Below are 25,526 nucleotides of genomic sequence, written 5' to 3'. Positions count from 1 at the left end.
TCGCATATTACTTCTCCTCCAACTCCAGCTCTTCTTGGATGGCTTCAATGTTCTCTGTGAGAGATTCTTGGAGAGATAGGAATTCAGTCATCAATTCCTCTGGCTCCGGTAATTCGTCTTCTGTATTGTCGAATTCTTTGTATTGCTTGTAATTGAGAGAGTATCCGTTTTCTTCTATCTCCTCAATGGAGACGGTAAAGAATCGTTCGCTTTCATGTCTCGTATCGTAGTTATTGATGAAATCTTCAAAATGACTCTCGGTCAATGGGTTACTTTTCTTTATTTTTTCGGTGTTGGTTCTGAGGTCATAATATCCGACTTCGTCTGTTGGTTCTCCCTTTTCAAAGAATATCACGTTTGTAGTGACATTGGTATATGGATGGAATGCCCCGATTGGGAGAACCAATATCGTATGTAAGTTGAAATCACGTAGAAGATTTTCCCGGATACGCTCGGACTGCCCACCCTTGAACAGTACTCCGTCTGGGACAACCATCCCACATTCACCGCCATCAGACAAAATGCTCATAGCGTGCTGAATGAAATTGAGTTCGGGACTTTTTGTGTCAACTATAAAGTCATCTCTAGCACGAGTCTTTTTTTGATTACCACCATATGGGGGATTAGTGAGTACAATATCATACCTCTCATTGGTATGCGTCCCCGGTTCTAAAGAGTCACCAATATCGAAATGTTCTGGTTGTAGGTCATGAAGAGCGAGGTTCATTAACCCAAGCCGGCGGGTTTCGGGCACCAATTCCATTCCCGAAAGCCTCTCGGTGGTTAAGGCTCTGCGCTCTTCCCGATTCAGGTCCAAGCCCTCATTTGTCTTTTCTAGAATATGCTCAAAAGCCTGAATCAGAAACCCACCAGTCCCTGCAGCGGGGTCATGAATCTTATCTTTATGGTCCGGGTCAACCGCTTTGACTATCGCCTTAATCGCAGGACGTGGTGTGAAATACTGACCTGCACCCTTTGCTTCCTCTGCGTATCTCTGGAGAAGTGCTTCATACGCAGTCCCCTTTACATCAACATCAACTGCCGACCATTCTATATTGTCAATTTCACGAATCGCCTCGCGAAGGTTGACCGGAGTACGGAACTGACTATTGACACGAGCGAAAATCTCACCTACAATACCCTCTTGGTCTCCGAGTGTGGGGAGGACGACCCGATTGTAATGCTCGAGAAGTTCCTCACCCTCTTTGTCTTTCAGAGTACTCCATTGACACTCTTCGGGGATTTCGATGGACTGGCTACCAAACTGCTCCCGCTCGTCCATCATTTTGAGGAACAGCAGCACCGTCACCTGTTCGACATAGGTGCCGATGTGCATCCCGTCGTCGCGTAAGATGCCGCAGATGTCCCAAATTTTCTGTTCTACGTCAAGTTTGCCGTTATTCTGACTCATGCTAAGATGACTTCCTCGTTGAGTTCGTGAATTACGTCTTTCAGTTCCTCTTCGCCACCGAACGCTTTCGCAGCAGACCTCCAACCTCCGCGCCGGGAGAACGGAATACGGTTGAAGTCCTCTTTCTTGATGACCTTCTCCTGCACGAAGTGACGCTGAATCATATTCAGCCACTCGCGCTCCTCCTCGGTGAAGTCCTTATCCTGTATCCAGGCGTCGAAGGCTTTCTCAACGCGGTCTTCCGTCGTGGGGAACTCGTCGTCACCAAGGGCGTGTGTGATGAAGCCGATGATGTCGGTCATCTCCTGCCCGTAGGCCTTTTGCAGTTTCTCTTCGGAGAACTTCTCCGGTTCGTCCTGAAGCTTCCGATTGAGTTCCCGGAGGTGTTTACGCTTGAGGGCTTCCGGGGACTCCATTATTATTTTTATTGCTTCAATCTCGGATCGGTTCTGTCTCACGTACCGCTCGAAGTGGGTGACGTAGTCGTCCGGCCGTAGCTCTTGGCCGTCCTCCGTCTCGAACATATACCCCGAGAATTCGAGGTGGTCCTGAACGTCGTCGGCGACGACAATTTCGTCGTCATCGTCGTCATCTCGCTTCTTCTTCCCCGATTTCTCTTCGTCGACGGTTCCATCCGGGCGATACGTGTTGAACGGCGGCGTTTCGCTGAAGTAGTCAACGATGCCGATACAGTCGTAGATGGTGAACTTCTCCTTGCCAATCTCGTCGCAGGTTCGAGTCCCCCGGCCAATCATCTGGTTGTAGAGGACGGCGGAACGAGTCGGCCGGATAAAGATGATGTTCTCGATAGGTTTGACGTCGACACCAGTACTGACCATATCGACCGTCACCGCGATTTTCGGGTACTTCTGGTTCCTGAATCGCTTAATCCAGCCGTCGGGGTCGTCGGTCGTGTAGGTGATTTTCTTGACGTAGCGGTCGTCCTTGTCCGAGTAGACCTCCCTGAATATCTTCTCTAACTCGGTAGCGTGACGGTCGTTCTTAGCGAAAACTAGCGTCTTTTCGTCCTCGCCTGACTGCTTCCGGAACTCTTCTGCTATGAGGCGGTTCGTAGAGGGGACGGTGATTTTGTTTTCGAGGTCCTCGGGATTGTACTCCTCATCCTCGTAGTAGAGGCCGTCCATGGTAATGCCCGTCTGAATCCGGTACGTCTCGTAGGGGACGACGTGGCCGTCATCGACGGCCTGCCAGTAGCCGTACTGGTAGACCCAGTTCTCGTTGAAGTAGCTCAGTGTGTGGGTCGCCGGGGTCGCCGTTAGACCGAGCTGGAGGGCGTCGAAGTGGTTCAAAACGACCCTCCAGTCCCCGTAGATAGAGCGGTGGGACTCGTCGGAGATGATGAAGTCGAACGCGTCTTGCGGGATAACGAGTTCGTCGTGATTTTCGAGCAGACTGTACATCCCCTGAAGGGTGGCGATGACGATGTCCGCGTTCTCGGGATAGACGCCGTCCTCGACCTGCTCGATAATGTAGATATCGCTCAGCTTCATCGCCGGGCCGACATCGTAGTTTTTGAACGCGCTCTCGGCTTGATTCCCGAGGCTGTTCCGGTCGACGAGGAAGAGAACGCTATTGACGTAGCCGGATTTCAGGAGGCGGTAGGTCTGAGCGCAGGCCATCCGAGTTTTCCCGGTTCCCGTTGCCATCTGAACGAGCATCCGGCGCTTATTCTGGTGAATTGCCTCCTCGATGTTCTGAATGGCTTCGAACTGATTGTCCCAGAGGTCCGAGTCGGAGTCTCGAATCGGCGTGTCTTCTAGCCACTCCTTTGCGGCCTTGTAATCGGTATTGAGGAACTGTTCGAATCCTTCAGGTCGGTGGAAGTTACGTAGCTTCCGTTCAAGCGGGGCCTCTTGCCGAAGGTCCTGAAACCAAACCTCATCAGAGTTCGCAGTAAACACGAAGGGCACGCCGTACCGCCCGGCGTAGTTCTCCCCTGTACCGATGTCCTGTGCGTATCGTTTGGCTTGAGTGAGGGCAGCATAAGCGTCTTTCTGGGCTTCCTTCGCTTCCACGACGGCAACGGGCTTCCCTGAGACGAGAAGGGCGTAGTCGACAGGACCAGAAGAGGTGGAATATTCCCGCTCGAAGCCCGTATCGCCTCCGTGTTCCTCGAGGTCTTTCCAGCCTGCTTCTTTTAGCTGGGTATCAATGACCTCTCGGGCTTCGTCTTCGGGGTCGGTTCCTTTGTCAGCCATTACTCACTAGATTTCACTCGGGGTATAAGTGCTCTTCCGATAGTCACTTTCAACAATACCTCACAGAGAGCGGAAACCAGCAAGTGTATAGACGAGGCTTGAAGAGATTTGAAACGAGATCTAAGTGTGATTCGGAGGGCAGGATGGTAGAGATTGTAAATGTCGTCGCGTCCGGTGCTCTAGATGCCGAGCTTGACTTAGAACGCCTCGCTGACGATATTGGTGAGCCGGTCGCTCGCTACGACCCCGAGAAGTATCCGGGGATGTACCTCCGATTCGAGGAAGACGCGCCGCTGATAACGGTATACAGAACGGGGAAATTCATCATCACCGGTGCAGACTCCGAGGAAGAGTCCTATTCGTTCCGAGAGCGATTTCTGAATTTGTTCTCTGATATGGACGTTATCGAAAGGCCAGAAAATAAGTGGTTCTCGATTCAAAACTACGTCTGTACGGCCGAGCTTGGACAAAATCTCAATCTAAATGCTCTTGTTATCAGCTTAGGTCTCGAGAAGACTGAATACGAGCCTGAGCAGTTCCCAGGTCTAATCTATAGACCAGACAATGGAAACTGTGTTATTTTGGTCTTTGCTACCGGTAAAGTTGTAATAACTGGTAGTAAGCAGACCGCCGATGCAGAATGTTGCTTTGCAGATTTCAAGAATTCGGTATACAAAACCCTGTGAAATTTTCCCGTCAGTAGTCAATATTTCTCTTCGAAATTTCCAATTCGACATTATCACTCAATTCAGCTAGCTGTTCGTAGTTCTTGACTCCATTAAATACAATCTTTCCAGTTCTGAATATCAAGGCTGTGCCTGGAATATTAGGCCGATAAATAATGCCGGGAAAATTGTCTGGATTATACTCTGCTCTTTCGTCGCCAAGTGATGCGGTCAAAGCATCTAAGTCTATTTCTTGACCTATTCCTCTAGTTGCAATGACATTTTGAATTATGATTTTCTCTCTATCAAATTCTGCACTCATACCGATTTTATCAAGCTCAGAGCAGAGCTGCATCAATCCAGTACATATTTGCTCCGAGTTCTTTGCCCCAGTGACTGTGACCCGACCTGTTGATGGGACCCGTAAAGAAACACAAATAGACTCTTTTGGGGAGTATGTCAGATGAGAATCCACCTCAGAGTGATATTCTGCAGCCTGTAGATTTGAAGCTATTTCAGTCAAGTCAAGTTCATTAGCTACAAGTACAGTAGCAACAATATTACCCACAGATAAACCACGGCTTTTTATTTTTTCTGCAGAGGCCGAACTTATGCCCGCAATATTCGAGCTGAGATTTTTGTATTCTTCACCTCTCTCAGTTAATCTCCAAACAGTTTCTCCTTTTACCTCTGAGGCAGAAGCTAAGCCTTGGTTCCTGAGTGAATAGAGCCTCTTGTGAACATACGTGTCTAAAGAACGGTCTGGAAATCTTTTTTGCACTTCTCTCCGAATTTCACTAACCGTTGCCTCGCCGTCAAAATCTCTGAGAATCCTAAGTACCTCACTCTGGCTCATCCTGAGTGTAAATGAAGCTCCAAGCTACAAATCGGCGTCGCACTCAAGAACAACCTAATGGGGCATTATTTTACTTGTCAGTCAAAGGCTATCATTCTGTATGGCATGTTTTGGTGCCTGATTAGGCTATGTTCTGGAGGTTGTGTCAGTAATTCTATATTCTTCATGGCTGTCTCTCTGAATAGGTCCTACTGGCGCTGCTAGTTCTAGCAGCGACGGCGTCGGCCGAAGATTACAATGACTGATTCAGACAGCGACCAGCAAGACGAATCGGGCGGCATCCAGATAGGTAGTGTCCATATCGGCCCGATAGAGTACCGGTTTCTCAAACTCGTTCTCTACGCAGTCGTGGAGTTGTTCATCTGGCCGTATCTCCTCCTGCTGTACATCTACCTCTCTATCCGTCGATTCAACAAGAATCTCGCTAAGATCTCAAGACGAGCTTCGAGAACAGTACGAGATGAGTACAAAGCTGGCTACGAGGAGGGAGAGTCTGAGGACTGAATCAGGCAAAGGGAGTCGACGACTGTACGGAGGTCCCTGTGTTCGGTGAAGAAACTCTGGTTCTATTTGACTGAATCAATTCTATCGAGTGTTTTGAGGACTGCGTGAGAAGCTAGTGCTTTCTACGCCCCACCGAAAAGGAGAGGTAATCTATATACTCGGCAGGCGCCGCAAGAAATTCGTCTTCGACATCTCAACTAAGCGCTAGCGCAAAGCCGACGCTGTCCAGCGATTCACCAGAGTCGATTTGTCCGTAACTGTTGGGTTCGAACCCTCTTTACACCGTCTAATTCGGTGGAAGTCCGAGGCTCAAACTCGTCCTTTTTGTCGTCGTAGTCCTTCAGCCTCATGCACTCGTTCCCGAGTTCTATTGCAAAACATCTAGGACACACGCTTCTCGCGCATATCCAACCGGCCAACAATGCTAGGGCCCTCATGTATGAAAGGTTTGATGGGATGATAATTATTTTAACATCATGGGTTCCGGAGTTGTATTATGTATCGTCGTGATTTCATGAGTGCGATGGGTGTGGGGATTAGTACACCGTTTGCGAGGTCCGCCAAGACAAATTCCCCTCCAGAGTGGGTAGGTGACGAGATTCTGAACAGGATACTTCGACTCGCTTCTACGCTTGCCGATGAGGGGATTCAGGGAACGATGCAGACCTTCGTGGATCTGGCAAACGAGATCGCCCCGATCTATCTGGAGCATTCCGACCTGTTCCCTCACAATCTGACGGCCTTGTCAGATACGCAGGCTGTACTGGAGAACAACTACCAAGCGATAAAGAGCATCTTCGAGACGTTGGATAAATCACTAAACCTGAGAATAGCGAGCCGTCCGATTGCGATGCTGTCTTACGCCAGCAAGATTGGGGGGATACTCCTCTCACTCGGAACTATCGGGAACACAGCTGTTCCTCTACATAGAGCCAACACAAAGCAAGGACTCAAACCTTCAAAGATCGACTCACAGAAGCACCAGAAGTTTGGTTTCGCTATACTCGGATTACTCATTGAGCTATCGTTATTCTACGTTCCGTTCAACTACCGCTTTGCATGGCGTGGGACTCGATATCTTTCGAACCGAGTCCTGTATCGAGTTCAGCGATACCTCCCCGGAAACGCAGGACAGTTGGTACACACAGTCTTGATGATACTGTCTCACTGGTTCCAGCGATTAGGTCTAGAAATCATTCAGGGCCACCTATACGATTCGAAAAATGCAGTTGCGTATGCTGTGGGTGAATTAGATTCGTTATCCACAGAGTTTCAGTTTGACACGAGGTATCAGGCGGAGACGATAATGGATGACGTGATTTGGAATCCCTCTACAGACGATTTCTTGGATCGCCTCAAAGATGTCCTAAAGGAATTCCCGGTCCTGGTTGAGTTTGTCGAGCAAGAGATACTGGAGCAACTGGGCATCTAAAAAGAGGGCTTCCCAACGTTGGTCAGACGGACCCGACGACCGTGCCGAACACCTCCACCACCGCCGGCTGTGCTTCCACCCCCATTCAATCGACGTCGGCAATCCCATCGCATGCTGCCAACGTCGGCGTTGCCAAGTCCAAACAGGATCACCGCGACTCTATGCCGACGGGACCAGATTTTCCACCACACCGTCCGGAGAGGCGAGAGTTTCTCCATCGCGCTGGCGACGAGCGATAGCATACCGCCCACCGAGGTGACCCTGGGGCCGACGCCGTCGCCAGTGTCTATCCACAGCGAGTGCTAACCAACAGACGGGGAAAGTTCATCTGTATGTTGGTTAGCCTGATTCCACCAATACCGACATTTCGACCGCTGTGCTCCGGCTGCACTGAGGGAAAAAGCGGCTTCCCACTATAATGTCACTCAAACCTCAGACATCCCCATCGTAAGGGAAAGCCAGCAGACCAGAAGTTGTGCTCGTCAACTGAATTGTCCACGCCGTCAAACCACACCGAATCAAGCCGTCCGAACGTGCAACTCCTGATTCGACCCAGTCCACTCTCGAAGTTGTTGTTCCATGTACCCGACCGCTGACTGCCGCGTAAACACTCCACGGTCAACCATATCGCCGACGACATCCCTGAGCGCTTGAAACTCCCCCTGCACATACCCATCACCGACTGGCTCACCGTTGTGCCACCGGACGGTCCTCACCGCACCGTTGCCGGTCCTCGCACCATCGGTAATCGACTCACAATCGTACTGCAACCCGAACCAGTGCGTGCGATACGCCGTAACTCGCAGGTCGGCGTCGACGACGTACAACGCTTCGTGCGAACAGTAGTTCAAGTGCGTCTCTAACACGTCATCGAACGTCACCCCGACAACCTCTGGCTCGATCCAGACCCGAGCGTCATCTTCTTTCTCGAACGCGTCGGTGTCGACACTGGTCGCCGTCTGGAGTTGTTCGTACGTCGCTTGCTGTTGGTCCGAGGGTGTGTCGCCACCGAAGGGCGTCTGTGGTGTAATCTCCTGTTTGAGTCGGAGGTTGAGCCCACCCCAGTGCGTGTAGTGGATATTGTACGTGCTGTCCGGCCGTTCGTAGGCAACGAGTGCGCGATGTCCCATGCAGTATCAGCGGGGGACTGTGTCACCCCGCACCCACTCGGGGGCACACAAAACGACAGCGGAGGCGAGTGAGCGACTCGACACCGTCGCCGGGACGCTGTTGAGTGGCCGTGGTTGGATAGTGAGAGTGGCTATCAGGACTCGTCGGTAGCGGTGGCCGACCGACAATTGACCCAGCCGTTCTTGAACGGCCCCTTGTCGCGGCATGGTCAACCAAAGTTCGAGACGCATACCATAATAGTCATATATAACACACTGATAACGTCCGCTGCGGACACCGCTGAAGCCATCACTCCCAGCGTGTCCGTCATCCCCCACTTCCCACCCCATTACCAGTTCCGCCGGGTGTGGTACCCCGGTGGCTTTTGTCGTGTGGGACAGCCGTTCCGCAGAGGTTCGTACACGTTGAACTAGCGGATCAAGACTCGGAGATAGCGTCGTGTCGATTACTCGTAAAGATCAAGTCGTTCAGTGACAGAGCCAAAAGCCGCGTTCTGGGTGACCGACTCGATTTCGACAGCGACGCGTTCGCCGATTTCAGTGTCGGGGACGATGACGACATACCCGCGCTCGACTTTCGCGATCCCATCACCCTGATCGCCAAGCGTCTCGATTTCGAGACGGCGTGTCTCTCCTTCCTCGACGGGTGGCTGTGGAGCCGCAGTCTCAGCCGACCGCGATACACTATCGGACTGCTGTGTCGCTGGATCTGTTGGGATGAGTGCGATTCGGTACGTCTTGCCAGAATCCACAGCACCGGCGTCGATCTCACTTTCAGGAACCTCGACGACGAACGACTCGTCGGTCTCCTCAATATCGGCGGTAAACAAACTGCGAAGTTCGGATGGAATATTCATCTATGTACGATATCCTCGTGGTCATGTGTCAGTGTCAGTCTATTTGAGTCTATTGCCACGGATATCGGTCATGGCGCTCGCGATATGCCGCGATCTGAGCGTCGAATTCCTGCGTCTGAATTGCAACCATCTCACGGTGGGTCGCGTCAGCCGACGAAACCGAAGAGTGCTCAGCAAGTGCTGGTCGGTCACGCAAGTCTGGCCGAGCGTCGGCCGCCGCCGGTTCGTGACGAGGGTGGCCACAGTCCTGACACACCCATATCGCGCGCCCAGTATACGGGTGTGTCGCGACCCCATCCTCACCAACGTAGGTATGCGCAGTACTCGTCTGACACGCTCGACAGGCGAACTCGTGTTCGATAGTCGCGCCTTCGAAGTGCTCAATGAGTGCGTCGACGTCCGGCGATGCGTCGTAGCGCTGGGCGAGTCCTGGCACAACCCAGTACGACATCCCAGCGGAGTCAGCTAAGAGAGAGTCGAACTCACTCTCGTCCCGGATCGGCGTCCCGTCCTCGCGATAGATGACTGGGGTGGCGTCATCAGCTGCCCAGTCGGTCTGTGTGCGAGCGGCCGAAAGCACCTCACCCCCGGTCTCGGCCGTGAGAGGTGCTGCCGCCGGCAACGATGGCCACCCCTCAGTAAGGTGTGAGGCTGGCTCGCTTTCGAAGTCCGCGATGGGCTTGACCGCACTGTGGGACGTGTCTGACCCGGCAACGAGATCGTCAGCAATGGAGAGTGCCGCTGCCCCGAGCGCCTTCGCGTGGTACGTAGAGTTGGCGTCAACGACGGCGACGACGACACGGCCGAACGTCCACTCATCGTCTGACTGTCCCTCTACTGGAGAGTCGGTAACACCTGCAGTCGCACAGAAAGGGCATTGTGGTTCCTCGGCAGAAATCGTCCGAGAGCAGGAGTTACACTGGTTTGAATCCTCTGTAGACTTCGTTGGATAGTCACCGCGCCGACAGTCGCCGTCGTCCCGACTGGTCTTGGGATCAGAACTTGCCGCGCCTCGGAGATCTGCAGGGTCAAATTCAGGGGTCCGATCGGTCACACACCTGCGTCTGTTCGTCCTCATTGATAAACCATCGGCACCTCAGTAAGTTTACAGAACACATCGATGGAGGAGTGTGGAACGACAGTCAGTCGTCGGCTGTATGCGTCGCGATGTCGGTGAGAACGCCGACCCGTTCAGCGACGTCGGTATGCGTGGCTATCCAGTCACGCGCTTCCGTTTGCGCGTCGGTGATTTCTTCAGCGTCCCAGTGACCGTCTGTGACCCATTGCCCACCCTCGGTAATGACTACGGCACAGGCTTCGGCGACGACCTCAAGGGCACGTTGTCGGGCGACCCAGTCAAGGCGTCCCCACGCTTCATCGAGTTTCGCTACGAGCGCACCGTCACCACGAATATCGAGCGCCTCATCAGCGGCCGCGGCCGCATCGCAGAGTCGTGCCAAGTCCGAGTCTTCGTCGACAGTCTCCCACACCGTATTATGGATCGCAGCGGCGTCGAACTCGCAGGCGAACGATTCAGCGAACTCCGATTGTCGCTGTTGTGATGCACGTGATCGATGTCGCGACATCAGCACTCCTCCAGAGACGCCTCGGCGAGCGAGTCGACATCGAACGTCTGCAGATGCGACCGCAGGCGAGCGTAGTGTCCATCGCCAGTGCTGGTGACGCAGTACCGGTTCGGCCGGGCTGCCTGTGGATCGCCGCCGGCGTCGAGCCACGTCTCCAACGTGAACTCTTGCGCGTCCATGCTCCCGTCGCTGGTCCGGAACACCGTCGCAATGACCGGTGTCCCATGGTTCTTCGCGTGGTAGGCGACGTCGACAGCATCGTGGTCGGCGGCAAACCGTGTCCAGCCCTCGAACTCCGCCGGTGGATCCTGTTCGAATGCCTCGATAGCCCGCCGTTCTTTCTCCGCTTCGGCGGCGTCGCGCCAAGCTTGCTCGATATCGGTCAGCTGGGCGTGTTCGATCTCTCGTAACACGCCCTCGTCGATGCAGTCGCTGGCCCACGCTAGTACGGTTCTGGCCTTCTGCAACTGCTTGTCGGGGTTGCCCTGCAACCGGCCAAAGTTCCGTTCCCGAGGGGACATAGTGTACACCATCCGCCGCCAGTAGCCGGGATCGTCCGGTCGGTCTTCGTCACGGTCAGGTGCCCACTCGGCCATCGACCGACGGAGTTCCTCGTGGTGCCCGAAGCCAGTGCGACACCCGCCAGCAGAGAGTACCCGTTCGGCGAGGTCGATAGTACGTTCGGCTTCATCTGCTGGCACCTCGTCCGGTCGATTGATGTCGACGTAGAACGGCAGCCCATGTTCGGCCGCGATGGTTTGTTTGAGGTCGGGTTCGAACGGCACGTCGTCGATGAAGGTCGGTTCAACTATCTCGTCTGTCTCGGCGTGCATTTCTGGAATGCCTCCACCGCAAGAGGCAGCACAAAACCAACTAGCGACAGACTGAGGCAACCATATTGGAGCCTAACTGTGAGAGAGATTGCAGGGTCTAATGGTTACACGACACACCGTCAACAAGACAGAGTTCAGAGAAGAAAGAGTGGTCACTCAATGTAGAAGATCACGAATCCTTCGACATACGCATCTCTTCGTTGATGGGGTGTATACCTGTGATCTCAAATCGGGCGCCGCCGTTCGAGCCGTCGGTCACCCGAACCACCCAGCCGTGCCCTTCAACAACCTGCTTGACGATACTCAACCCAAAGCCCGTTCCCGCTTCGCTGGTCGAGTACCCAGGAGTAAACACGTCATCACGTCGACTTTCAGGGATGCCAGGCCCGTTATCCTCGATATAAAAGCCGTCGTCTAGAACACCAACAGTAACTGTTACGTCGTCACCACCGTGTTCGATAGTGTTCCGGAACAGGTTTTCGAGAAGTTGGCGGAGTCGATCGGAATCGGCTTCAAACGTCGGCAGCGATTGCGGGCCATCCTTGTAGCGCAGCTCAGGCTTGTCTGCCCCATCGGCCACAAGCGTCCACGCGGAATCAACGACATCCGAAAGCTGCACAGCGTCCAAAGACCCGATGTCTCTCCCCTCACGAGACAGCCAGAGAACATCATTGATGAGACGCTCCATCCGGGCAGCTGCAGTCTCGATTGCGTCTAGGTGTTCGCTGTCGGTTTCTTCTCGAGCAAGTTTTACCCGTCCTTTGATGACCGTCAGGGGGTTTCGAAGGTCGTGACTGACGATATTTGCGAACTCATCAAGCCGATCCCGTTCCCGTTTGAGTTCCCGCTCCCGTTCCTTCTGGTCGGTGATGTCGATGTTGACGGAAACGAAGTTCGTGATTGCACCTGTATCATCGGTAACCGGTGCGATGCTCTGGTCGACGACAAACTGGTTACCAGATTTCGTAGTATTGGTGATTTCACCCCGCCAAACTTCGCCAGATATGATGGTTTCCCACAGCTCCTGGTAGAATTGTTGGTTGTGTTCTCCTGACTTCAGAATACGTGGGGTTTGCCCGACGGCTTCATGTTTGGAGTAGCCGGTGATCTTCTCGAATTCTGGGTTAGCGTATTCTATAACGCCATTTTCGTCGGTGACATAGATCGAATGCCCAGCAGCTTCGATGGCTTCTAGAAATGATTGGTGATGTATGCTTCCCATTTCCTCGGTATCTCTTTCATAGACTTCTCCCTCGGGGGGTATAAATGCGTCATGCGTCTTCTCTACCTGAAAATACTCAGTATCCACGGACAATTTCATGTTTGATTCAGTTGTCTGGGCTTGAAGGAATGATATCAGTTCCGAGGCTAAACAGCCTGTACCACGTTCAAATAGCAGATGTGAATTTCAGCAGGTCTGTTCGGAGATTACATCTCGTCGACGTCGTTGTCCTCCGACGGCTGGAGTGCGCGCAGTCGATCGCTATACTCTGACTCGTACCTTGCAAGCAGTATCTCGAACGCTTCGAGTGTGTCGGCTGCCGTTTCGCCCTTCGCTTTGATCGTGATGCGGTCTTCGTCCCGAGTACTGGTGCCTCGCTTGAGCCGGGCTTCGAGACTGGTCCCGACATCGGTTCGTTCGACACGCTCAACGGTATCTGGACTGTTGTTGTCAGTCATGTTTCTATGTGGGGAGTCCACTTGGATACGCCCCGCACCCTCTTGGGGCGCACAAACCTGCCCTGTACTCAGTGGTCGCTGTCGAAGGCTCCAAGCGATGCCTGCTCACTACCAGTCAGGGTCGATAGGTCAGACCGAGCGGCCTCCTCGCCATCCGCAGACGCCTCGCCCACGCCGGCAGGAGGACTATCTCCAGACTCGCTCTCGAAAGTCTCGGTCAACGAATCGCGAAGCGCCATCACCCCCTCTTCGTCGTGTTCACGAATAGCGCCGCACATCGGCGACCGGGACGTCTGCCACACTCGCTGACACTCGACAGTTAGAGAATCGCCTTGAATGATGTACGCATCGAGATTGAGGAAATAGCAGTTCAACGCGGCCATCTTCGCACACAGCGGGTCTTTGTCCTGTCCGATGAACAGCGCCTCAGGCTGTGTATGGCCAGCCGTTAGGAGCAACCGACCGCTGCCACACGCCGGATCGGTAACGGTCGGCCGCTGATCGTTGTCTGACTCGTCGACGACGCCGGCGAGGTCGAACAGCAACTCACACACAGGGAGTGAGGTGAAGTGATGCCCGAACGCATCGCTGGACAGACCGTACTCCTCACAGACGGCACCGAAAACGTCTCCATCGGTGACGGCCATCCGCTCTGGAAGCTGGTCGAAGGCTTTCGCGAACAGATCCACGGAACGCTGTCCCTGGAGATGGTCATGTCCGCCGAATCTCGATAGTCGTCGACGATGTCCAGGTATGGGCCGTCGCGTACTCGTGGATCAGCGTCCGCGCAAGGTCGGCATCGTTCTCCCGATCACGCACCTCGACACGCGGTTGCATATCGACGAGACTCAGCTGCTCGCAGATGCCTTTGGCCTCACCGTGCGTCCACTCCGCTTCCGGAACGATCCGAACCGTCACGCCAAGTTCGTCGGCAGCTCCAGTCAGCCGACCGACGAGGTCGCCGGCGTCCCCGGTGGCTTCCGTATCGAGATCAGGAAGCGGTTCGCCTTCGGTCTGAGAGACGTCGAACACCGGCGCAGGCTTGAACCCAACGAGGCCCTCGGACCACTCTTCAGGCGGTGTCTCGTCGTAGTCACAGTCGCTGTCCTCGTGGTAGCTTGGCGAGTTCTCGCACTCTGGACACTGCTTCGTGATGATCGGCGCCCAGATCCAGATGGCCGAATCCCCCTCCTGGACGTGGCGGTCGAACTCCTCCTGCCACGTCCGGTAGCCCGCCACCCGGGTCGCCTCGGGACACTGCCGCTTGATGAGGAGCGTGTTCCGGTAGGAGTAGTCGTGGAAGCGACTCTGGACGTCCAGCCACTCCTGGAACTCCGCGCTGGCCTGCGCGTCGTCGACGCCGGCGACGAGGTCGTCGATCCACTGTTCGATAGTGCTGTTCATCTCGTCGGATCGCGTGTCGGTCTGGTCGAAGGAGACCGACGAATCACTGGTCGTAGCCATTGTGTTCACCGAATCAAGTTCACGGCGACTGCGTCTGCTCAGACCGCGCCGCACCCCTCAGGGACGTTCAAAAAACCACTCTGTCGGTTAGCGGAGCTCGTGGCGTTCGTCCGCGAAGCCGACCGTAACGAGGTACTCGAGGAACTCGTCGAATCGCTCGACGTCACTGGGCGTGTCGGTCGCAAGATGACGCGCCCACTCGATGGCCCACTGGAAGGCGGGATCCGTGCCACCCTTGCCTTGTAGATACCACCAGCGCGCCGCTTTGAGAACCACTATGGGATTCGTCGGCGGCTGCTCGCCGGCGAGCCCACGGGTGATGGATTCGATTTCGTCGGGGATATCGGCGGGATCGACCTCCGCTGATTGCGTGTTGTCGATATCGACCGGGATCTCGTCGATCGAGACGTTGTCGGGACGCTGTTGTTGACTCACTGGAAGTCACCTCTGAGAGCTTTCGAAGGAGCCCTCGCCCTCTCTGGGGGCACGAAAAACAGGTCGTGAAGTCACGCCGGCGGCAGGTAGACGCTCTGCTCGCCAGCGATTTCCTCCAGGTTGTTCCGGTGACGGTGGCTGAAGTAGCACTCGTAGCTGCAGTATCCACAGATTGCGCCGGTATCGTATTCGGCGACGTACGGGCCGTGGCGAGTTCGCCAGACGTTCGTCCCGCACTCGGTACAGGCGGCGTGCTCGAGATCGGCAGGACTCGGTCCCTCGTACCCGACGTTGAGCCCCTCGTCTTGCGGTGTCGTTTCGGGCCAGACACCGTTCGCCCTCCAAAACTCACGGACGCGAGCGAGGCTGTGGCGCACCGTCTTTCGGACGGTGACGTGGTCGGCGTCGCGACCGCTGTCGTCCCAGCCGTCGGCCGTCCAGAACTCCCCGAATTGTGCGCCGCGATGCAGCCCGTTCCAGTCGACGCCGACGATGTCGGCCGGTGGCTCGTCGGTGAGTGTCGGCCTGGTCAGCTGTCGAATGGCGTCGAGCTGCTTGGGTGGGCTTCCGCCGAGGATGTGGACGCGGCGACCGCGCCAGTCCGCCGGGTCAGAGAACTCGTGGGCCAACCGGTCGGCGTACCCGCGCGAATACCCCAGAATGAGGTTCTGGGGAATTATGTCGATCACCGGCTGGGACTTCGGGACGATGATGAGCTCGGCCTCAGGGTAGCTCGCTTGGATCTCGCGAGCTGCGGCCACGTGGTCATCGACGTCCGCGGGTTCATAGATGTCGCCGATAACGGCGACCTGCGGTTCGTACTCGAAGAACCGATCGACGAATCGATCCAGATCGGGGTTCCGGAAGTCATTGTCGAGCATACCGACGGGGAGGGTGAGATTCTGATATTGGGTCTCCTGATACCCGCAGTCCTCCCGAAAGCCGGGAAGGAAGCCTGGGGCCAAGGCGTCGACAGCAAATGGAACACGATGAAGGAACGCTATCTGTTCTGCTTGTCTGGCGGTAGCGATTTCACTCGCCGTGCTGGCGCTGGAGCTCAGATAGAGGGACATGATTGGAGTCACGAGGCCGTTGTTGGCCGCCCCGCGCCCGTTCAGGGGCCGGAAAAACCGAGGTACAGTCTGTTAACCAACAATAGGTGAAATCACGCAGAGTGTGTTGGTTAAGTATAGGGCTTACTCTTCGCCCTCACGCAGCTCTTCGGCCTTCCACTTGAGCCGGCGCAGGATCTGCGTTCGGTTCTGGTGGGAGTTCTCGTAGGCAACACACTCCTGGAGGGTTTCCATATCGGGGATTGTCGCGATATCGGCCTTGATCAGACGCGTGTTCGATGCTTCGAGACGCTTCTCTGGAGGGAATTCGTTACTCTCTTCGTCGTCAGTGGTCCCCATCTCGAAGAGCCTCCACCCCTTTGGGGCCGACACAAACAACTCTTCGGACGATAACGCCCCACCTCTAATAGGATTGAAATCGATACAATAGTTATCGTAATGGTCATCCCCCGCAAGTGTTTATAACCCCGTATGGAGCGAAAGACGATCTCAGTCACCGGGATGTCGTGCAACGGGTGCGAACAGAACGTGGAGAGCGCCCTGCGAAACCTCGATGGTGTGAATCGGGTCGAGGCCGACCACGACGCTGATACGATCGACGTAATCCTCAAGGATGAGGTCTCCGATGATGAGGTGAACGCGGCAATCGAACAGGCCGGGTACGATGTCGTGGCCTAATCGGCCGCCGCTCGGCCGTCGCTCACGTCACCATCCGTGCGTTCGTCGAGGGCGAACTCGGTGTTGACACCATCGCCCGAGAGGAGCTGACCAGCGAAGCTGTTGGCGAGGACGGCCGAGACGGACAACACCATCGCAAGCATCGCAAACACCGGGTGAACGAGCCCCGTGGTCGCGGCGGCGACGCCGACGCCGTTGAACGCGAAGGCCGTCACGAGATTCTGGCGAGTCTTCCGATAGCTCTCGTTCCCGATCTCGTAGGCATCCATCACGCCACCGAGCCGGTCGCCCATCAGGACGATATCCGCTGACTCGATGGCGATATCGGTGCCGGCGCCGATGGCGATGCCGATGTCCGCCTGCGTGAGTGCCGGCGCGTCGTTGATGCCGTCGCCGACCATCGCTACGCGGTGATCGGCTTGCTGCAGGCGACCGATCTCCTCGCGTTTCTCATCGGGCAGGATGTCTGCCATGACGCGGTCGATGCCGACCTCGTCGGCAACCGCGTTTGCGGTGCGCTCGTTGTCTCCAGTAATCATCACGGGCGTGATGCTGGCGTCGCGCATCCGCCGGATGGTCTCGGCGGCGTCGGCTTTGATTTCGTCGCCGATGCCGATCAGGCCGATTAGGTCACCGCCTCGGACGACCCCAGAGACGGTGAGGCCGCGGCCCTGGAGTCGCTTAATGTCGTCGGCCCTCTTCGATAGGTCGATTCCCTCGTCGCTGAGCCATCCCGGTTTCCCGAGCAGCACGTCGTCGCTGGCCACGGTTGCCCGGACGCCCTTGCCGGTCACAGAGTCGAAATCATTGGGGTCAGCGTACTCGACATCTTGCTCGTCGGCGAACTCGAGGATCGCATCGGCGAGCGGATGCTCGGAGAACGCCTCTGCACTGGCCGCAGTCCTGAGTACATCCACCTCGTCGGCACCGAACGCGACGACCTCACTGATGGCGGGTTCGCCGACGGTGATGGTGCCGGTCTTGTCCAGCACGATGTGGTCGACGTCGGGGAAGATCTGGAAGGCGTCGCCGGAACGCATCAGGATGCCACGGTCGGCGGCCTTTCCGCCGCCCCGGATGAGGGCGAGCGGCGTCGCCATCCCGAGCGCACACGGATAGCCGAGGACGAGGACGGCCAAGGCTGCGAATGCCCCGCGCTGGACGTTGGGGGCTGCCCCCCACGCGAGCGGTGCGACCACCCAGAAGAGGAACGAGAGCGCGGCAATCGTCAAGACGCCTGGGACGAAGTACTTGAGCACGCGGTCGGCGAGCTGGATGATGCCGGGTTTCATCGCCCGCGCCTCCTCAATTTCGCGTGCCACCTGGTTCAGGAACGCGTCCTCACCGGTTGCAGTTACCTCGATGAGCAGCGTCCCGGTCTCGTTGACGCTGCCGCCAATCACCTCGTCGCCTTCGGCCTTCTCTTCGGGGATGAACTCACCAGTGGCGACCGACTCGTCAACTGTGGATTTACCCTCGATGATCTCGCCGTCGACGGGGATGTTCTCACCGGGCTTTACCCGGACGCGATCATCGACGTCGAGATCGTCGACAGGAACCTCCTCGACATCACCGTCATCACTGACGCGGCGTGCTGTGTCGGGTTGGAGATCGAGGAGGCTCTGGACGGCTTGGGAGGCCCGAGTGCGGACGATGAGGCTGGTGTACTCCGAGAGGATGTGGTAGGTGGTGATGAACACGGAGACGGCGAAGAAGTGGACGGTCGGGAAGCTCGGGAACACGAACAGGCCAAGCAGTCCGCCGACGAGCCCGGCGAACGCGCCCGCTTCCAGGAGGACGTGCTGGTTGAAGATCCCTCGGCGCAGGCTCTGGAACGTCTTCTGTTTGATATACCGTCCAGGGCCGAACATCGTCCCGAGCGCCAGTCCTAAGTTCAATATATCCATCGCGAGAGATGCTGACTCGAAGCGCCCCATCACGACAAACATCCATCCCATCAGGGCAGCGACAACGATGGATGCGCCACCGGCGATGAGGAGGCGGCGCTTGCCGTCGGCGAGTTCGGCCTGCTGTTGCTCGTACCGCTTCGCTTTGTCTGGGTCGCGGATGGTGTACCCGAGGTCCTGGAGCGTGTCCTTCACCTCGACCTCACTCAGCAGGTCGTCGTCGTATTCGACGAGAACTTCCTCGTGGGCGAGACTCACGTCGACGTCCTCGACACCATCGGTTCGGCTGTAGGCCTTCTTGATGCTCTCGGCACAGAACGAGCAGGACATCCCCCCGACGTTGAATTGTTCGTGTGTCGTTCCCATCGTGCTTGTTGGTTATCGTGCAACGGAGATAACCATTACGACGGTAGTTATAGCGGTCTCGATATTATACCACCACTGCCGGGAGCGTGGCGTTACTCTTACCGTCGTCGTCCGCTTACCTCGTCACAAGAATGGCGCTCCTCGAATCTGACGTGCCGATCCGGGAAGTCGTAACCACCGACCCGGAGAAAGCGAAGGCACTGGAAAACGATGTCCGGGCGAAGATCCTCGACATGCTCGCGACTGAGGAGATGACGATCGAGGAGATTCACGACGAACTGCATCGTCGCGGCGAAGAGAAGGCCGAGACGACAGTGCGTCACCACGTGAACGTCCTGAAGGATGCGGGGATGGTGGAAATCGCCCGTCTGGAAGAGGCTGGCGGGGGGACGCGGAAGTACTACAAGTCGAACACGCGAGTCTTTTCCTACGATCTTCCGGAAAGCAGTGGAGAGCTACTTGCTTCGGCACAGGAGACGACGACCGAGGAACTGGCCGGCCTGATAGAGACCCTTGCTGAGGAACATAGCGACGAGATCGAGGCTGTGGCCCGGGAGATGAAGCCGTGTGAATACTGCGAGACGCAACACTACGAGGAGTTCGTCGTTCGAGAACTCCTCAATCGCGCGCTCATCGAACTGGGTGAGAGTGGTGAATTCGGTGCCCAGCTGTCGACTGACCAGTGAGCGGTCCGTCACCACGGCTTTGCCGGTCCGGTTCGTAGACCGTTCTATGACTCGTACAGCAGTCATCGCAGGGGTCGGTCCAGGACTCGGTGAATCACTCGCACGAAAATTCGCAGCCGAGGGATGTCAGGTCGCTCTCTTCGCTCGGTCGGCGGGCTACATCGACGAACTTGCTGAGGATCTTCCGGACGCTGGAGAGGGGCTGGCTGTCCAGACTGATCTCACAGAGGTTGAGCAGATCCGAGATGGGTTCGAGGCGGTTCGCGAGGCATTCGGGCCGGTCGATATCCTGGTGAACCACGCGAGTGCCGCCTCCTGGAAGGGGCTTATGGACGTGAACGTCGAGGAATTCGAAGAGGCGTGGGCGGTCAACGGGCGGGGTGCGTTCGTCTGCTCGCAAGAAGCCGTTGGCGACATGCTTGAGACGGGCGGCGGGACAGTCATTTTCACGGGTGCAACCTCCGCCGTCCGGAGTCTTGGTGGGGCGATCGGATTCACGGCCGCGAAGTTCGCCGCCCGCGGGATGGCGATGGATATCGCCCAAGAGTTTGGCCCCGAAGGAGTTCACGTCGCGCACGTCGTCATCGACGGGCAGATCGACACGCCGGGCGTTCGTGACCGATTCCCCGACCGGGAGGACGAGACTTTCCTCGACCCCGACGAGATGGCCGAGACCTACTGGCACCTCGTCGACCAGGGCGATGTCAGTACACAGCCGTTCGAGGTCCACATCACGAACGGCCCGCAGAACTCCGAGTTCATCTGACTGCGGTGGGAACGGAACCACCCATCGGTTGTGCTGGCTGAGCACGACTGGGCGGCAGGATTGTATGCGAGAAGCCCCTCTATCGTCCTATGGGTCGGAATATGCTCGTCGACGGGGACTGGAAGACCGATATCGGACCGTATACTGACGAGAGTGGCGCGTTTGATCGGGCTGAAACCTCGTTCCGTGATTGGATTCAGGACGCCCCGGATACCAAACTCCAGCCGGCGGCCGGGCGGTACCACCTCTACATCGCGCGGAACTGTCCGTGGGCACACGGTGCCGCGCTCACGCGCCGCCTCGCCGGGCTGACCGACGTCGTCTCGATGGACATCGTCGATCCGTGGCGCGAGGACGAGGGCTGGGAGTTCACCCCCGAGAAAGACGGCTGTACTCCCGACACAGTCAACGGCTGTGAATATCTCCGGGACGTGTACGTCGCGGCCGACCCCGAGTACACCAGTCGGGTGACCGTGCCGGTTCTCTGGGACCGAGAGCACGAGACCATCGTCAACAACGAATCCATTGAGATCATACGGATGTTCGCCACCGAGTTCGCCGACTACGGTGACGATGGGCGCGAGCTGTATCCCGAGGGCTACCGCGAGAAGATCGACCGGATCATCGATTCGATCTACGATTCGATCAACAACGGCGTCTATCGGGCCGGTTTCGCGGAGTCACAGGCTGCCTACGACGAGGCCGTCACCGACGTGTTCGATGCGCTGGACCATTGGGATGAGGTCCTCGCCGACCAACGCTACCTCGCCGGCGACCGGCTGACGCTCGCCGACGTGCGAATGTTTCCGACGCTGATTCGGTTCGATGAGTGCTATCATACGGCGTTCAAGTGCAACCGACAGTACATCCATCAGTACGACAACCTCTGGCCGTACCTGCGGGATCTCTACCAGACGCCGGGGTTCGCGGAGACGGTGCGAATGGAGCACATCAAAGACGACGGTTACTACCAAGGGGAGATTACGCCGATCGGGCCGGGGCTCGATTACGACCAACCCCACGACCGGGATCGGCTCTCAAGTCCTGACGAGACCGCGGCCCGACCGTCGTAGCCCGGTTCCGGTCGCATTTTGAACGCGCACCGATCGGTCCACGTTCCTTGAACGGGTGAGACGCTCGGCGTCTGATTTCACGGCACGGTTACCCGGCTTCCGCCGCCGTCTCGGTCTCGCCGTCGCGTATCCTTTTCTGGTCCGGCCGTCTCGTGGGTGTATGAACGATACAGAAGTGAGCTCCTCCGATGGAATGTCCGTGGAGGCGGTACTCGACCGTGTCCGGACGCACACATTCCACCCTGTTGATGAGACAAGCTTCACGGTCGATCGGACGCTCGAAGAACACGGCATTGCGGACCTCGACGACGACGATTGGCGGGTCCGACTGCTCGCCGTCCGCGACCTCGTTCGGCTCGGTGACGCCAAAACGTCTGAAACCGCCGGCGGACTTGAGGACGACGACGTACAGGTACGCTACGTCTGTGCAACGGCGCTGGGAATTCTGCGAGCCCAGAGCGAGGTGGAGTCGCTCGAACGGGTGGTCCGCGAAGATCCTGACCCACTGGCACGATCGCAGGCGATCGTCGCGTTGGGGCAAATCGGTGCCACCCAGTCGCTGGACTTGCTACGTGACCGGCACGCGAACGACGACTCGAAAGACGTCCGTCATCAAGCCGAACTTTCGATCGACCGCATCGAAAAGGGCGCCGTCGCCGAACCCGATCTGGAGGCCGCGTATCGAAATCTCGACGAGAACACGTTCGAACAGCTGGCAGTCGGTGAGGGTGCGCCGTCATTCGTACTGCCAGATACTGACGGACGGACATGGGATTTGGAGGACTCGATTGGAGACGATTGGACAGTCCTGATTTGGGTGTTCGCCGACTGGTGTCCGGTCTGTCACCGCGAGTTCGACGAACTGATCGAGCTTCGCGAGGAGCTGCAGGAGGCGGATATCAACGTGGCGACGATCGAATGTCACGGCCAGTATCGCGGTCGCGTGATGGTCGGTCGGGAGTTCGAACCGGAGTACTGGTTCGCTGAGGAGTCGTTTATTGAGTCGTACGCCGAGGAGATCTGGTGGCCACACCTTCTCGATCGTGCAGGGGCTGTCGGCGCGAAATACGGCGTCGATCCGATGGCTTACGCCGTCCACGCCGAGTATATCAATCGACCTGCGACGATTATTCTCGATCCGACTGGGGCTGTTCGCTTCGCCTATTACGGAACGTTCTGGGGCGACCGGCCGTCCATCGAAGAAACCCTGGCAATGATCCAATCGAAGGAGTTCGAGTACGAGAACCCGGAACGGCGGCAGGTCGCGTCCGAGTGACTGCCGGTGGCTGTCGACCAAAAAACACCACCTCGTCGCTGTGACGATATACGGTGGCTTACTGGCGCCATTTCCCGTGGTTGGGGGGTGAGGTAGACCCTGATGCCAAACCAACGCCGTTAGTTCACTGACTGGCGTTGGACGGAATCTACTGAGTACCTCCCGTCAGAGCTCGAGTTCGGTCGCCGAGTCGATCTCGAACCGGAGAACTTCGGGCTCACCTGCGAGCAAGTCGGGGAGCCGAGCTTCGAACTCCTGGAAGTGGTCTGTCTGCGAGTGGGCCTCGAATGCAGCGGCGTCTTCGTACTGTTCGAAGAACCGTACGACGTTCGGGTCCGCGATGTCCGTCGCGGCGCGGTAGTCGATCATCCCGTCTTCCTGCTGAGACTGTTCGACGAGGTCTCTGATGAGGTCGAGTGCTTCGTCACGAGTTTCTGGATCGAGCGGGAACGTAGCGTGTAAAACAACCACTGTGAGATTAATAGAACGAACTCCCCATTGAATGTTACCCCGCGCCACCGTGCGCGGGGAATCCTGTTCTTACGAGGACAGGCTTCCTGTTTCCACGACGTGACTTGCAGACACCTCTCGAAACTCATCAGCGTCCGTAGCGGTCACAGTCTCCATCTCTGAGAATTCTGCTACCTGAACTAACCACCGTTGGCGATATAATGATTTGGGGTCGCTCTCAGTGTCAACTTCGGGACGGCAAGAAATCACCAGACTACAGCCCAGTGATGATATGACTTTCCAGTGTGCGGAGATATCTTGTATGGCGTCACCTGTGGCTCATGATGCTCTAGCCCGGTCGAAGAGAGACGCGACAGCGTCTCTCAGGCACTCACCCCCGGCGGATCGTATGGTTCCTCACGGCTGAGCATATGGAACAGCGACACCAACAGCTTGCGAGCTGTTGCTACGATCGCTACTTTATGCGGCTTGTTTCGTGTCTCACGCAACCGCCAGTAGAACTCACTCAAGTACGGATCCTTCGCGTTGTGAACTGCTGTGTTCGCACACTGGACGAGAATCCAGCGCAAATACCCGTTTCCTTCCTTGCTGATCCCATGCTCAGTCCGCGAGTCCCCCGACTCGCGGACGACCGGATCGAGTCCAGCATAACTCACTGCTTCACTCGACCGATCAAATCGGTCCACTTCACCTAGTTCGGAGAGGATCATTACGCCCGAATACGCAGCAACACCCGGAGCAGACATCAACAGCGTTGTCTCCTCTAACTCTGTCGCCACCGTCTCGATCTTCCGCTGAAGTCGCTTGATTTTCACCGTGAACTCATCAACTGCCTCCAACCACTGGTCTAAAACCATCTCATACGGCTCTTCGAGCGTGAGTTCTGCCAAGAACTCACGCCCTCCCTCCGTCCAAAGTTTCCCGTCATACACGTTTCCGGTCTGATCAAGCAACGCGCTGACTTCGTTTTTGAAATCAGTGCGTTTGTTGACTAGCTTCTTCCGGCTACGTGCGAGCGCACGACACCTTCTGAGCTTTCTTGACGGCACGTAACTCTCTGGGACTTCGTTCAACCGGAGAAACCGTGCAAGCTGCTTCGCATCTACACGGTCGTTCTTCTGCTTTTGGCCAGCGAGCCAATCCGCTTTCACCGGATTGGCGAGCGTCACATCGAGATACTCGTCGAGCGTATCGTAGATCGTGAAGTAGTTGCTGGTCGCTTCAAGTGCAGCGTCACTCCCAGCGTACTTCTGTGCAATTTCGTCGAGGTTCGCGTTCTCGACGCGAACCTCTTCAGTCACTTCACCCATCTCGTCAATAACTGCGACCTGAGACTCTGTTTTGTGGACATCGATGCCCAGGTAATGATCGCTCATTGGTCACCTCTGGAGTGGCACGCGTGAAGCGGAACGTCATCTCTGCGGGCTTGCAGCCACGGCTGACCGTGGGTCAGCCGGGCTGCGATCCCAGTTCTCCTGTTCCTTCGCATGGTTGGTCCGTCACAGGCCCCCGCTCTCAGGCGTAGGAGACTGATCGACCTTTCACTCCCTGGCGTACTTCACGCTCCAGGGACTTAGCAGAATTCTCATGGAGTGACAGGCGTTGACTCGGGCCATCCCAGCCCTAGTTCAACAAAACCGCGTTGCAACACGTTCACCGCCGCGTTCGCGTCCCTGTCCGTCTCAAACCCACACGACGGACACGAGTGTTCCCGAACCCAGATAGGCTTCGCCGTTTCCACACCACACGACGCACACTCCTTGGTCGTCCCCTCGGGTTCGACCTGCACAACGTGCGTGCCATACAATTCGGCCTTGTATTCGAGGAGCGTGATGAATTGTCGCCACGCCGCGTCCTGCTTGTTGCGAGCGTTGTGCGACTGCTCCAGCATCTCCTTCACGTCCAAGTCTTCCACGAATACGGCGTCGTACTCGCGGACAAGCCATGTTGTGAGTTTGTGCTGGTAGTCCAGGACCTTCCGCCGGATATGACGCTTCACCTTGGCGACCTGCTTCCGTTGTTCGCTCTTGCGAAGTAGATTGTTGATAGCGAGAGCTGCGGCTGAAAGTCGAAGAGGGCAAGGGCACCGCGCCAGCGGTGCCCGATATGTTCCCAATGAGCCGATTCGTGTCGGAATCGGCTGCAGCGGACCTGCTGG

25 protein-coding genes and 2 pseudogenes are annotated in these 25,526 nt (G+C 56.6%); 8 read left to right on the top strand and 19 right to left on the bottom strand.

Features of this window, described 5'->3' with window-relative positions; genetic code table 11:
- Positions 1 to 7: 7 nt before the first annotated feature.
- Together EGH21_RS19345 and EGH21_RS19340 are read right to left on the bottom strand one after the other, a co-directional pair.
- On the bottom strand, positions 8 to 1,411 hold the full coding sequence (locus EGH21_RS19345) for a type I restriction-modification system subunit M (RefSeq protein WP_220620051.1): 1,404 nt from the start codon (positions 1,409 to 1,411) through the stop codon (positions 8 to 10).
- Entirely contained in the window at positions 1,408 to 3,630 is a 2,223-nt protein-coding gene (locus EGH21_RS19340; RefSeq protein ID WP_220620050.1) for a type I restriction endonuclease subunit R, read from the bottom strand. Before EGH21_RS19340 ends, EGH21_RS19345 begins: the two co-directional genes overlap by 4 nt.
- A gap of 143 nt (positions 3,631 to 3,773) precedes the next feature.
- Between EGH21_RS19340 and EGH21_RS19335 the strand changes: the two genes are divergently transcribed.
- Positions 3,774 to 4,316, top strand: a complete 543-nt coding sequence (locus EGH21_RS19335; RefSeq protein ID WP_220620049.1) for a TATA-box-binding protein — start codon at positions 3,774 to 3,776, stop codon at positions 4,314 to 4,316.
- Positions 4,317 to 4,326: 10 nt separating this feature from the next.
- On the opposite strand, the gene EGH21_RS19330 is transcribed toward EGH21_RS19335, so the two are convergent.
- Positions 4,327 to 5,151 (bottom strand): TATA-box-binding protein, encoded by an 825-nt coding sequence (locus EGH21_RS19330; RefSeq protein WP_220620048.1) that lies wholly within the window; start codon positions 5,149 to 5,151, stop codon positions 4,327 to 4,329.
- 237 nt (positions 5,152 to 5,388) lie between these two features.
- Between EGH21_RS19330 and EGH21_RS19325 the strand changes: the two genes are divergently transcribed.
- Both EGH21_RS19325 and EGH21_RS19320 read left to right on the top strand, forming a co-directional pair.
- Complete coding sequence (locus tag EGH21_RS19325) at positions 5,389 to 5,655, top strand: hypothetical protein (RefSeq protein WP_220620047.1); 267 nt, start codon at positions 5,389 to 5,391, stop codon at positions 5,653 to 5,655.
- A gap of 514 nt (positions 5,656 to 6,169) precedes the next feature.
- A complete protein-coding gene (locus tag EGH21_RS19320; protein WP_220620046.1) occupies positions 6,170 to 7,087 on the top strand; it encodes a hypothetical protein in 918 nt (305 codons plus the stop codon).
- Positions 7,088 to 7,605: 518 nt separating this feature from the next.
- Here the strand turns inward: EGH21_RS19320 and EGH21_RS19315 are convergent.
- From EGH21_RS19315 to EGH21_RS19260, 12 genes and pseudogenes are all read right to left on the bottom strand, one after another.
- Positions 7,606 to 8,217: a DUF6735 family protein gene (locus EGH21_RS19315; RefSeq protein WP_220620045.1), complete on the bottom strand. Its 612-nt coding sequence runs from the start codon at positions 8,215 to 8,217 to the stop codon at positions 7,606 to 7,608.
- A gap of 446 nt (positions 8,218 to 8,663) precedes the next feature.
- Complete coding sequence (locus EGH21_RS19310) at positions 8,664 to 9,074, bottom strand: TRAM domain-containing protein (protein ID WP_220620044.1); 411 nt, start codon at positions 9,072 to 9,074, stop codon at positions 8,664 to 8,666.
- 49 nt (positions 9,075 to 9,123) lie between these two features.
- Positions 9,124 to 10,128: a hypothetical protein gene (locus tag EGH21_RS19305; protein ID WP_220620043.1), complete on the bottom strand. Its 1,005-nt coding sequence runs from the start codon at positions 10,126 to 10,128 to the stop codon at positions 9,124 to 9,126.
- 88 nt (positions 10,129 to 10,216) lie between these two features.
- Complete coding sequence (locus EGH21_RS19300) at positions 10,217 to 10,660, bottom strand: hypothetical protein (protein WP_220620042.1); 444 nt, start codon at positions 10,658 to 10,660, stop codon at positions 10,217 to 10,219.
- Positions 10,660 to 11,493, bottom strand: a complete 834-nt coding sequence (locus EGH21_RS19295) for a hypothetical protein (protein ID WP_220620041.1) — start codon at positions 11,491 to 11,493, stop codon at positions 10,660 to 10,662. Before EGH21_RS19295 ends, EGH21_RS19300 begins: the two co-directional genes overlap by 1 nt.
- 169 nt (positions 11,494 to 11,662) lie before the next feature.
- Positions 11,663 to 12,814, bottom strand: coding sequence for a two-component system sensor histidine kinase NtrB (locus EGH21_RS19290; RefSeq protein ID WP_220620040.1), 1,152 nt, complete (start codon positions 12,812 to 12,814; stop codon positions 11,663 to 11,665).
- Positions 12,815 to 12,921: 107 nt separating this feature from the next.
- Positions 12,922 to 13,173 (bottom strand): DUF7389 domain-containing protein, encoded by a 252-nt coding sequence (locus tag EGH21_RS19285; RefSeq protein ID WP_220620039.1) that lies wholly within the window; start codon positions 13,171 to 13,173, stop codon positions 12,922 to 12,924.
- Between the two features lie 68 nt (positions 13,174 to 13,241).
- The gene (locus EGH21_RS19280; RefSeq protein WP_425433319.1) at positions 13,242 to 13,862 is read right to left on the bottom strand and encodes an N-6 DNA methylase; all 621 of its coding nucleotides are present in this window, start codon (positions 13,860 to 13,862) and stop codon (positions 13,242 to 13,244) included.
- Between the two features lie 67 nt (positions 13,863 to 13,929).
- Positions 13,930 to 14,637, bottom strand: a pseudogene (locus EGH21_RS19275) (ArdC-like ssDNA-binding domain-containing protein); the annotation flags it as partial.
- A gap of 87 nt (positions 14,638 to 14,724) precedes the next feature.
- Complete coding sequence (locus EGH21_RS19270; protein WP_220620038.1) at positions 14,725 to 15,072, bottom strand: DUF8013 domain-containing protein; 348 nt, start codon at positions 15,070 to 15,072, stop codon at positions 14,725 to 14,727.
- A gap of 71 nt (positions 15,073 to 15,143) precedes the next feature.
- The gene (locus tag EGH21_RS19265) at positions 15,144 to 16,145 is read right to left on the bottom strand and encodes a DUF6610 family protein (RefSeq protein WP_220620037.1); all 1,002 of its coding nucleotides are present in this window, start codon (positions 16,143 to 16,145) and stop codon (positions 15,144 to 15,146) included.
- A gap of 123 nt (positions 16,146 to 16,268) precedes the next feature.
- Positions 16,269 to 16,484 (bottom strand): DUF8129 domain-containing protein, encoded by a 216-nt coding sequence (locus tag EGH21_RS19260; protein WP_220620036.1) that lies wholly within the window; start codon positions 16,482 to 16,484, stop codon positions 16,269 to 16,271.
- Positions 16,485 to 16,616: 132 nt separating this feature from the next.
- Here EGH21_RS19260 and EGH21_RS19255 point away from each other — a divergent pair, with 132 nt between their 5' ends.
- Complete coding sequence (locus EGH21_RS19255; protein WP_220620035.1) at positions 16,617 to 16,823, top strand: heavy-metal-associated domain-containing protein; 207 nt, start codon at positions 16,617 to 16,619, stop codon at positions 16,821 to 16,823.
- On the opposite strand, the gene EGH21_RS19250 is transcribed toward EGH21_RS19255, so the two are convergent.
- On the bottom strand, positions 16,820 to 19,096 hold the full coding sequence (locus EGH21_RS19250) for a heavy metal translocating P-type ATPase (RefSeq protein ID WP_220620034.1): 2,277 nt from the start codon (positions 19,094 to 19,096) through the stop codon (positions 16,820 to 16,822). The genes EGH21_RS19255 and EGH21_RS19250 overlap by 4 nt on opposite strands.
- Before the next feature lie 131 nt (positions 19,097 to 19,227).
- On the opposite strand from EGH21_RS19250, the gene EGH21_RS19245 reads away from it, so the two are divergent.
- From EGH21_RS19245 to EGH21_RS19230, 4 genes are all read left to right on the top strand, one after another.
- Positions 19,228 to 19,782 (top strand): ArsR/SmtB family transcription factor, encoded by a 555-nt coding sequence (locus tag EGH21_RS19245; RefSeq protein ID WP_220620033.1) that lies wholly within the window; start codon positions 19,228 to 19,230, stop codon positions 19,780 to 19,782.
- 46 nt (positions 19,783 to 19,828) lie between these two features.
- Entirely contained in the window at positions 19,829 to 20,548 is a 720-nt protein-coding gene (locus EGH21_RS19240) for an SDR family NAD(P)-dependent oxidoreductase (protein ID WP_220620032.1), read from the top strand.
- Positions 20,549 to 20,637: 89 nt separating this feature from the next.
- The gene (locus tag EGH21_RS19235) at positions 20,638 to 21,621 is read left to right on the top strand and encodes a glutathione S-transferase family protein (RefSeq protein ID WP_236035689.1); all 984 of its coding nucleotides are present in this window, start codon (positions 20,638 to 20,640) and stop codon (positions 21,619 to 21,621) included.
- A 160-nt stretch (positions 21,622 to 21,781) separates the two neighbouring features.
- Entirely contained in the window at positions 21,782 to 22,897 is a 1,116-nt protein-coding gene (locus EGH21_RS19230) for a redoxin domain-containing protein (RefSeq protein WP_220620031.1), read from the top strand.
- 165 nt (positions 22,898 to 23,062) lie between these two features.
- On the opposite strand, the gene EGH21_RS19225 is transcribed toward EGH21_RS19230, so the two are convergent.
- The 3 genes and pseudogenes from EGH21_RS19225 to EGH21_RS19215 all read right to left on the bottom strand — a co-directional run.
- Entirely contained in the window at positions 23,063 to 23,368 is a 306-nt protein-coding gene (locus tag EGH21_RS19225) for a putative quinol monooxygenase (protein WP_220620030.1), read from the bottom strand.
- A gap of 362 nt (positions 23,369 to 23,730) precedes the next feature.
- Positions 23,731 to 24,744, bottom strand: coding sequence for an IS110 family RNA-guided transposase (locus EGH21_RS19220; protein WP_220620029.1), 1,014 nt, complete (start codon positions 24,742 to 24,744; stop codon positions 23,731 to 23,733).
- A gap of 218 nt (positions 24,745 to 24,962) precedes the next feature.
- Positions 24,963 to 25,391 (bottom strand): annotated as a pseudogene (locus tag EGH21_RS19215) (RNA-guided endonuclease InsQ/TnpB family protein); the annotation flags it as partial.
- Between the last annotated feature and the right edge of the window lie 135 nt (positions 25,392 to 25,526).

This window comes from Haloarcula rubra, from assembly GCF_019599465.1.
In the GTDB taxonomy this organism is placed as follows: domain Archaea; phylum Halobacteriota; class Halobacteria; order Halobacteriales; family Haloarculaceae; genus Haloarcula; species Haloarcula rubra.
The sequence above is the reverse complement of the archived record's forward strand: the minus strand, read 5'-3'. Positions and strand labels throughout refer to the sequence as shown.

Coding starts and splice junctions, on each gene's coding strand:
- EGH21_RS19325 (WP_220620047.1), top strand. CDS start 5,389: ATGACTGATTCAGACAGCGACCAGCAAGACGAATCGGGCGGCATCCAG.
- EGH21_RS19285 (WP_220620039.1), bottom strand. CDS start 13,173: ATGACTGACAACAACAGTCCAGATACCGTTGAGCGTGTCGAACGAACC.
- EGH21_RS19260 (WP_220620036.1), bottom strand. CDS start 16,484: ATGGGGACCACTGACGACGAAGAGAGTAACGAATTCCCTCCAGAGAAG.
- EGH21_RS19255 (WP_220620035.1), top strand. CDS start 16,617: ATGGAGCGAAAGACGATCTCAGTCACCGGGATGTCGTGCAACGGGTGC.
- EGH21_RS19230 (WP_220620031.1), top strand. CDS start 21,782: ATGAACGATACAGAAGTGAGCTCCTCCGATGGAATGTCCGTGGAGGCG.
- EGH21_RS19335 (WP_220620049.1), top strand. CDS start 3,774: ATGGTAGAGATTGTAAATGTCGTCGCGTCCGGTGCTCTAGATGCCGAG.
- EGH21_RS19290 (WP_220620040.1), bottom strand. CDS start 12,814: ATGAAATTGTCCGTGGATACTGAGTATTTTCAGGTAGAGAAGACGCAT.
- EGH21_RS19315 (WP_220620045.1), bottom strand. CDS start 8,217: ATGGGACATCGCGCACTCGTTGCCTACGAACGGCCGGACAGCACGTAC.
- EGH21_RS19320 (WP_220620046.1), top strand. CDS start 6,170: ATGAGTGCGATGGGTGTGGGGATTAGTACACCGTTTGCGAGGTCCGCC.
- EGH21_RS19345 (WP_220620051.1), bottom strand. CDS start 1,411: ATGAGTCAGAATAACGGCAAACTTGACGTAGAACAGAAAATTTGGGAC.
- EGH21_RS19300 (WP_220620042.1), bottom strand. CDS start 10,660: ATGTCGCGACATCGATCACGTGCATCACAACAGCGACAATCGGAGTTC.
- EGH21_RS19265 (WP_220620037.1), bottom strand. CDS start 16,145: ATGTCCCTCTATCTGAGCTCCAGCGCCAGCACGGCGAGTGAAATCGCT.
- EGH21_RS19250 (WP_220620034.1), bottom strand. CDS start 19,096: ATGGGAACGACACACGAACAATTCAACGTCGGGGGGATGTCCTGCTCG.
- EGH21_RS19310 (WP_220620044.1), bottom strand. CDS start 9,074: ATGAATATTCCATCCGAACTTCGCAGTTTGTTTACCGCCGATATTGAG.
- EGH21_RS19295 (WP_220620041.1), bottom strand. CDS start 11,493: ATGCACGCCGAGACAGACGAGATAGTTGAACCGACCTTCATCGACGAC.
- EGH21_RS19240 (WP_220620032.1), top strand. CDS start 19,829: ATGACTCGTACAGCAGTCATCGCAGGGGTCGGTCCAGGACTCGGTGAA.
- EGH21_RS19220 (WP_220620029.1), bottom strand. CDS start 24,744: ATGAGCGATCATTACCTGGGCATCGATGTCCACAAAACAGAGTCTCAG.
- EGH21_RS19245 (WP_220620033.1), top strand. CDS start 19,228: ATGGCGCTCCTCGAATCTGACGTGCCGATCCGGGAAGTCGTAACCACC.
- EGH21_RS19340 (WP_220620050.1), bottom strand. CDS start 3,630: ATGGCTGACAAAGGAACCGACCCCGAAGACGAAGCCCGAGAGGTCATT.
- EGH21_RS19235 (WP_236035689.1), top strand. CDS start 20,638: ATGGGTCGGAATATGCTCGTCGACGGGGACTGGAAGACCGATATCGGA.
- EGH21_RS19330 (WP_220620048.1), bottom strand. CDS start 5,151: ATGAGCCAGAGTGAGGTACTTAGGATTCTCAGAGATTTTGACGGCGAG.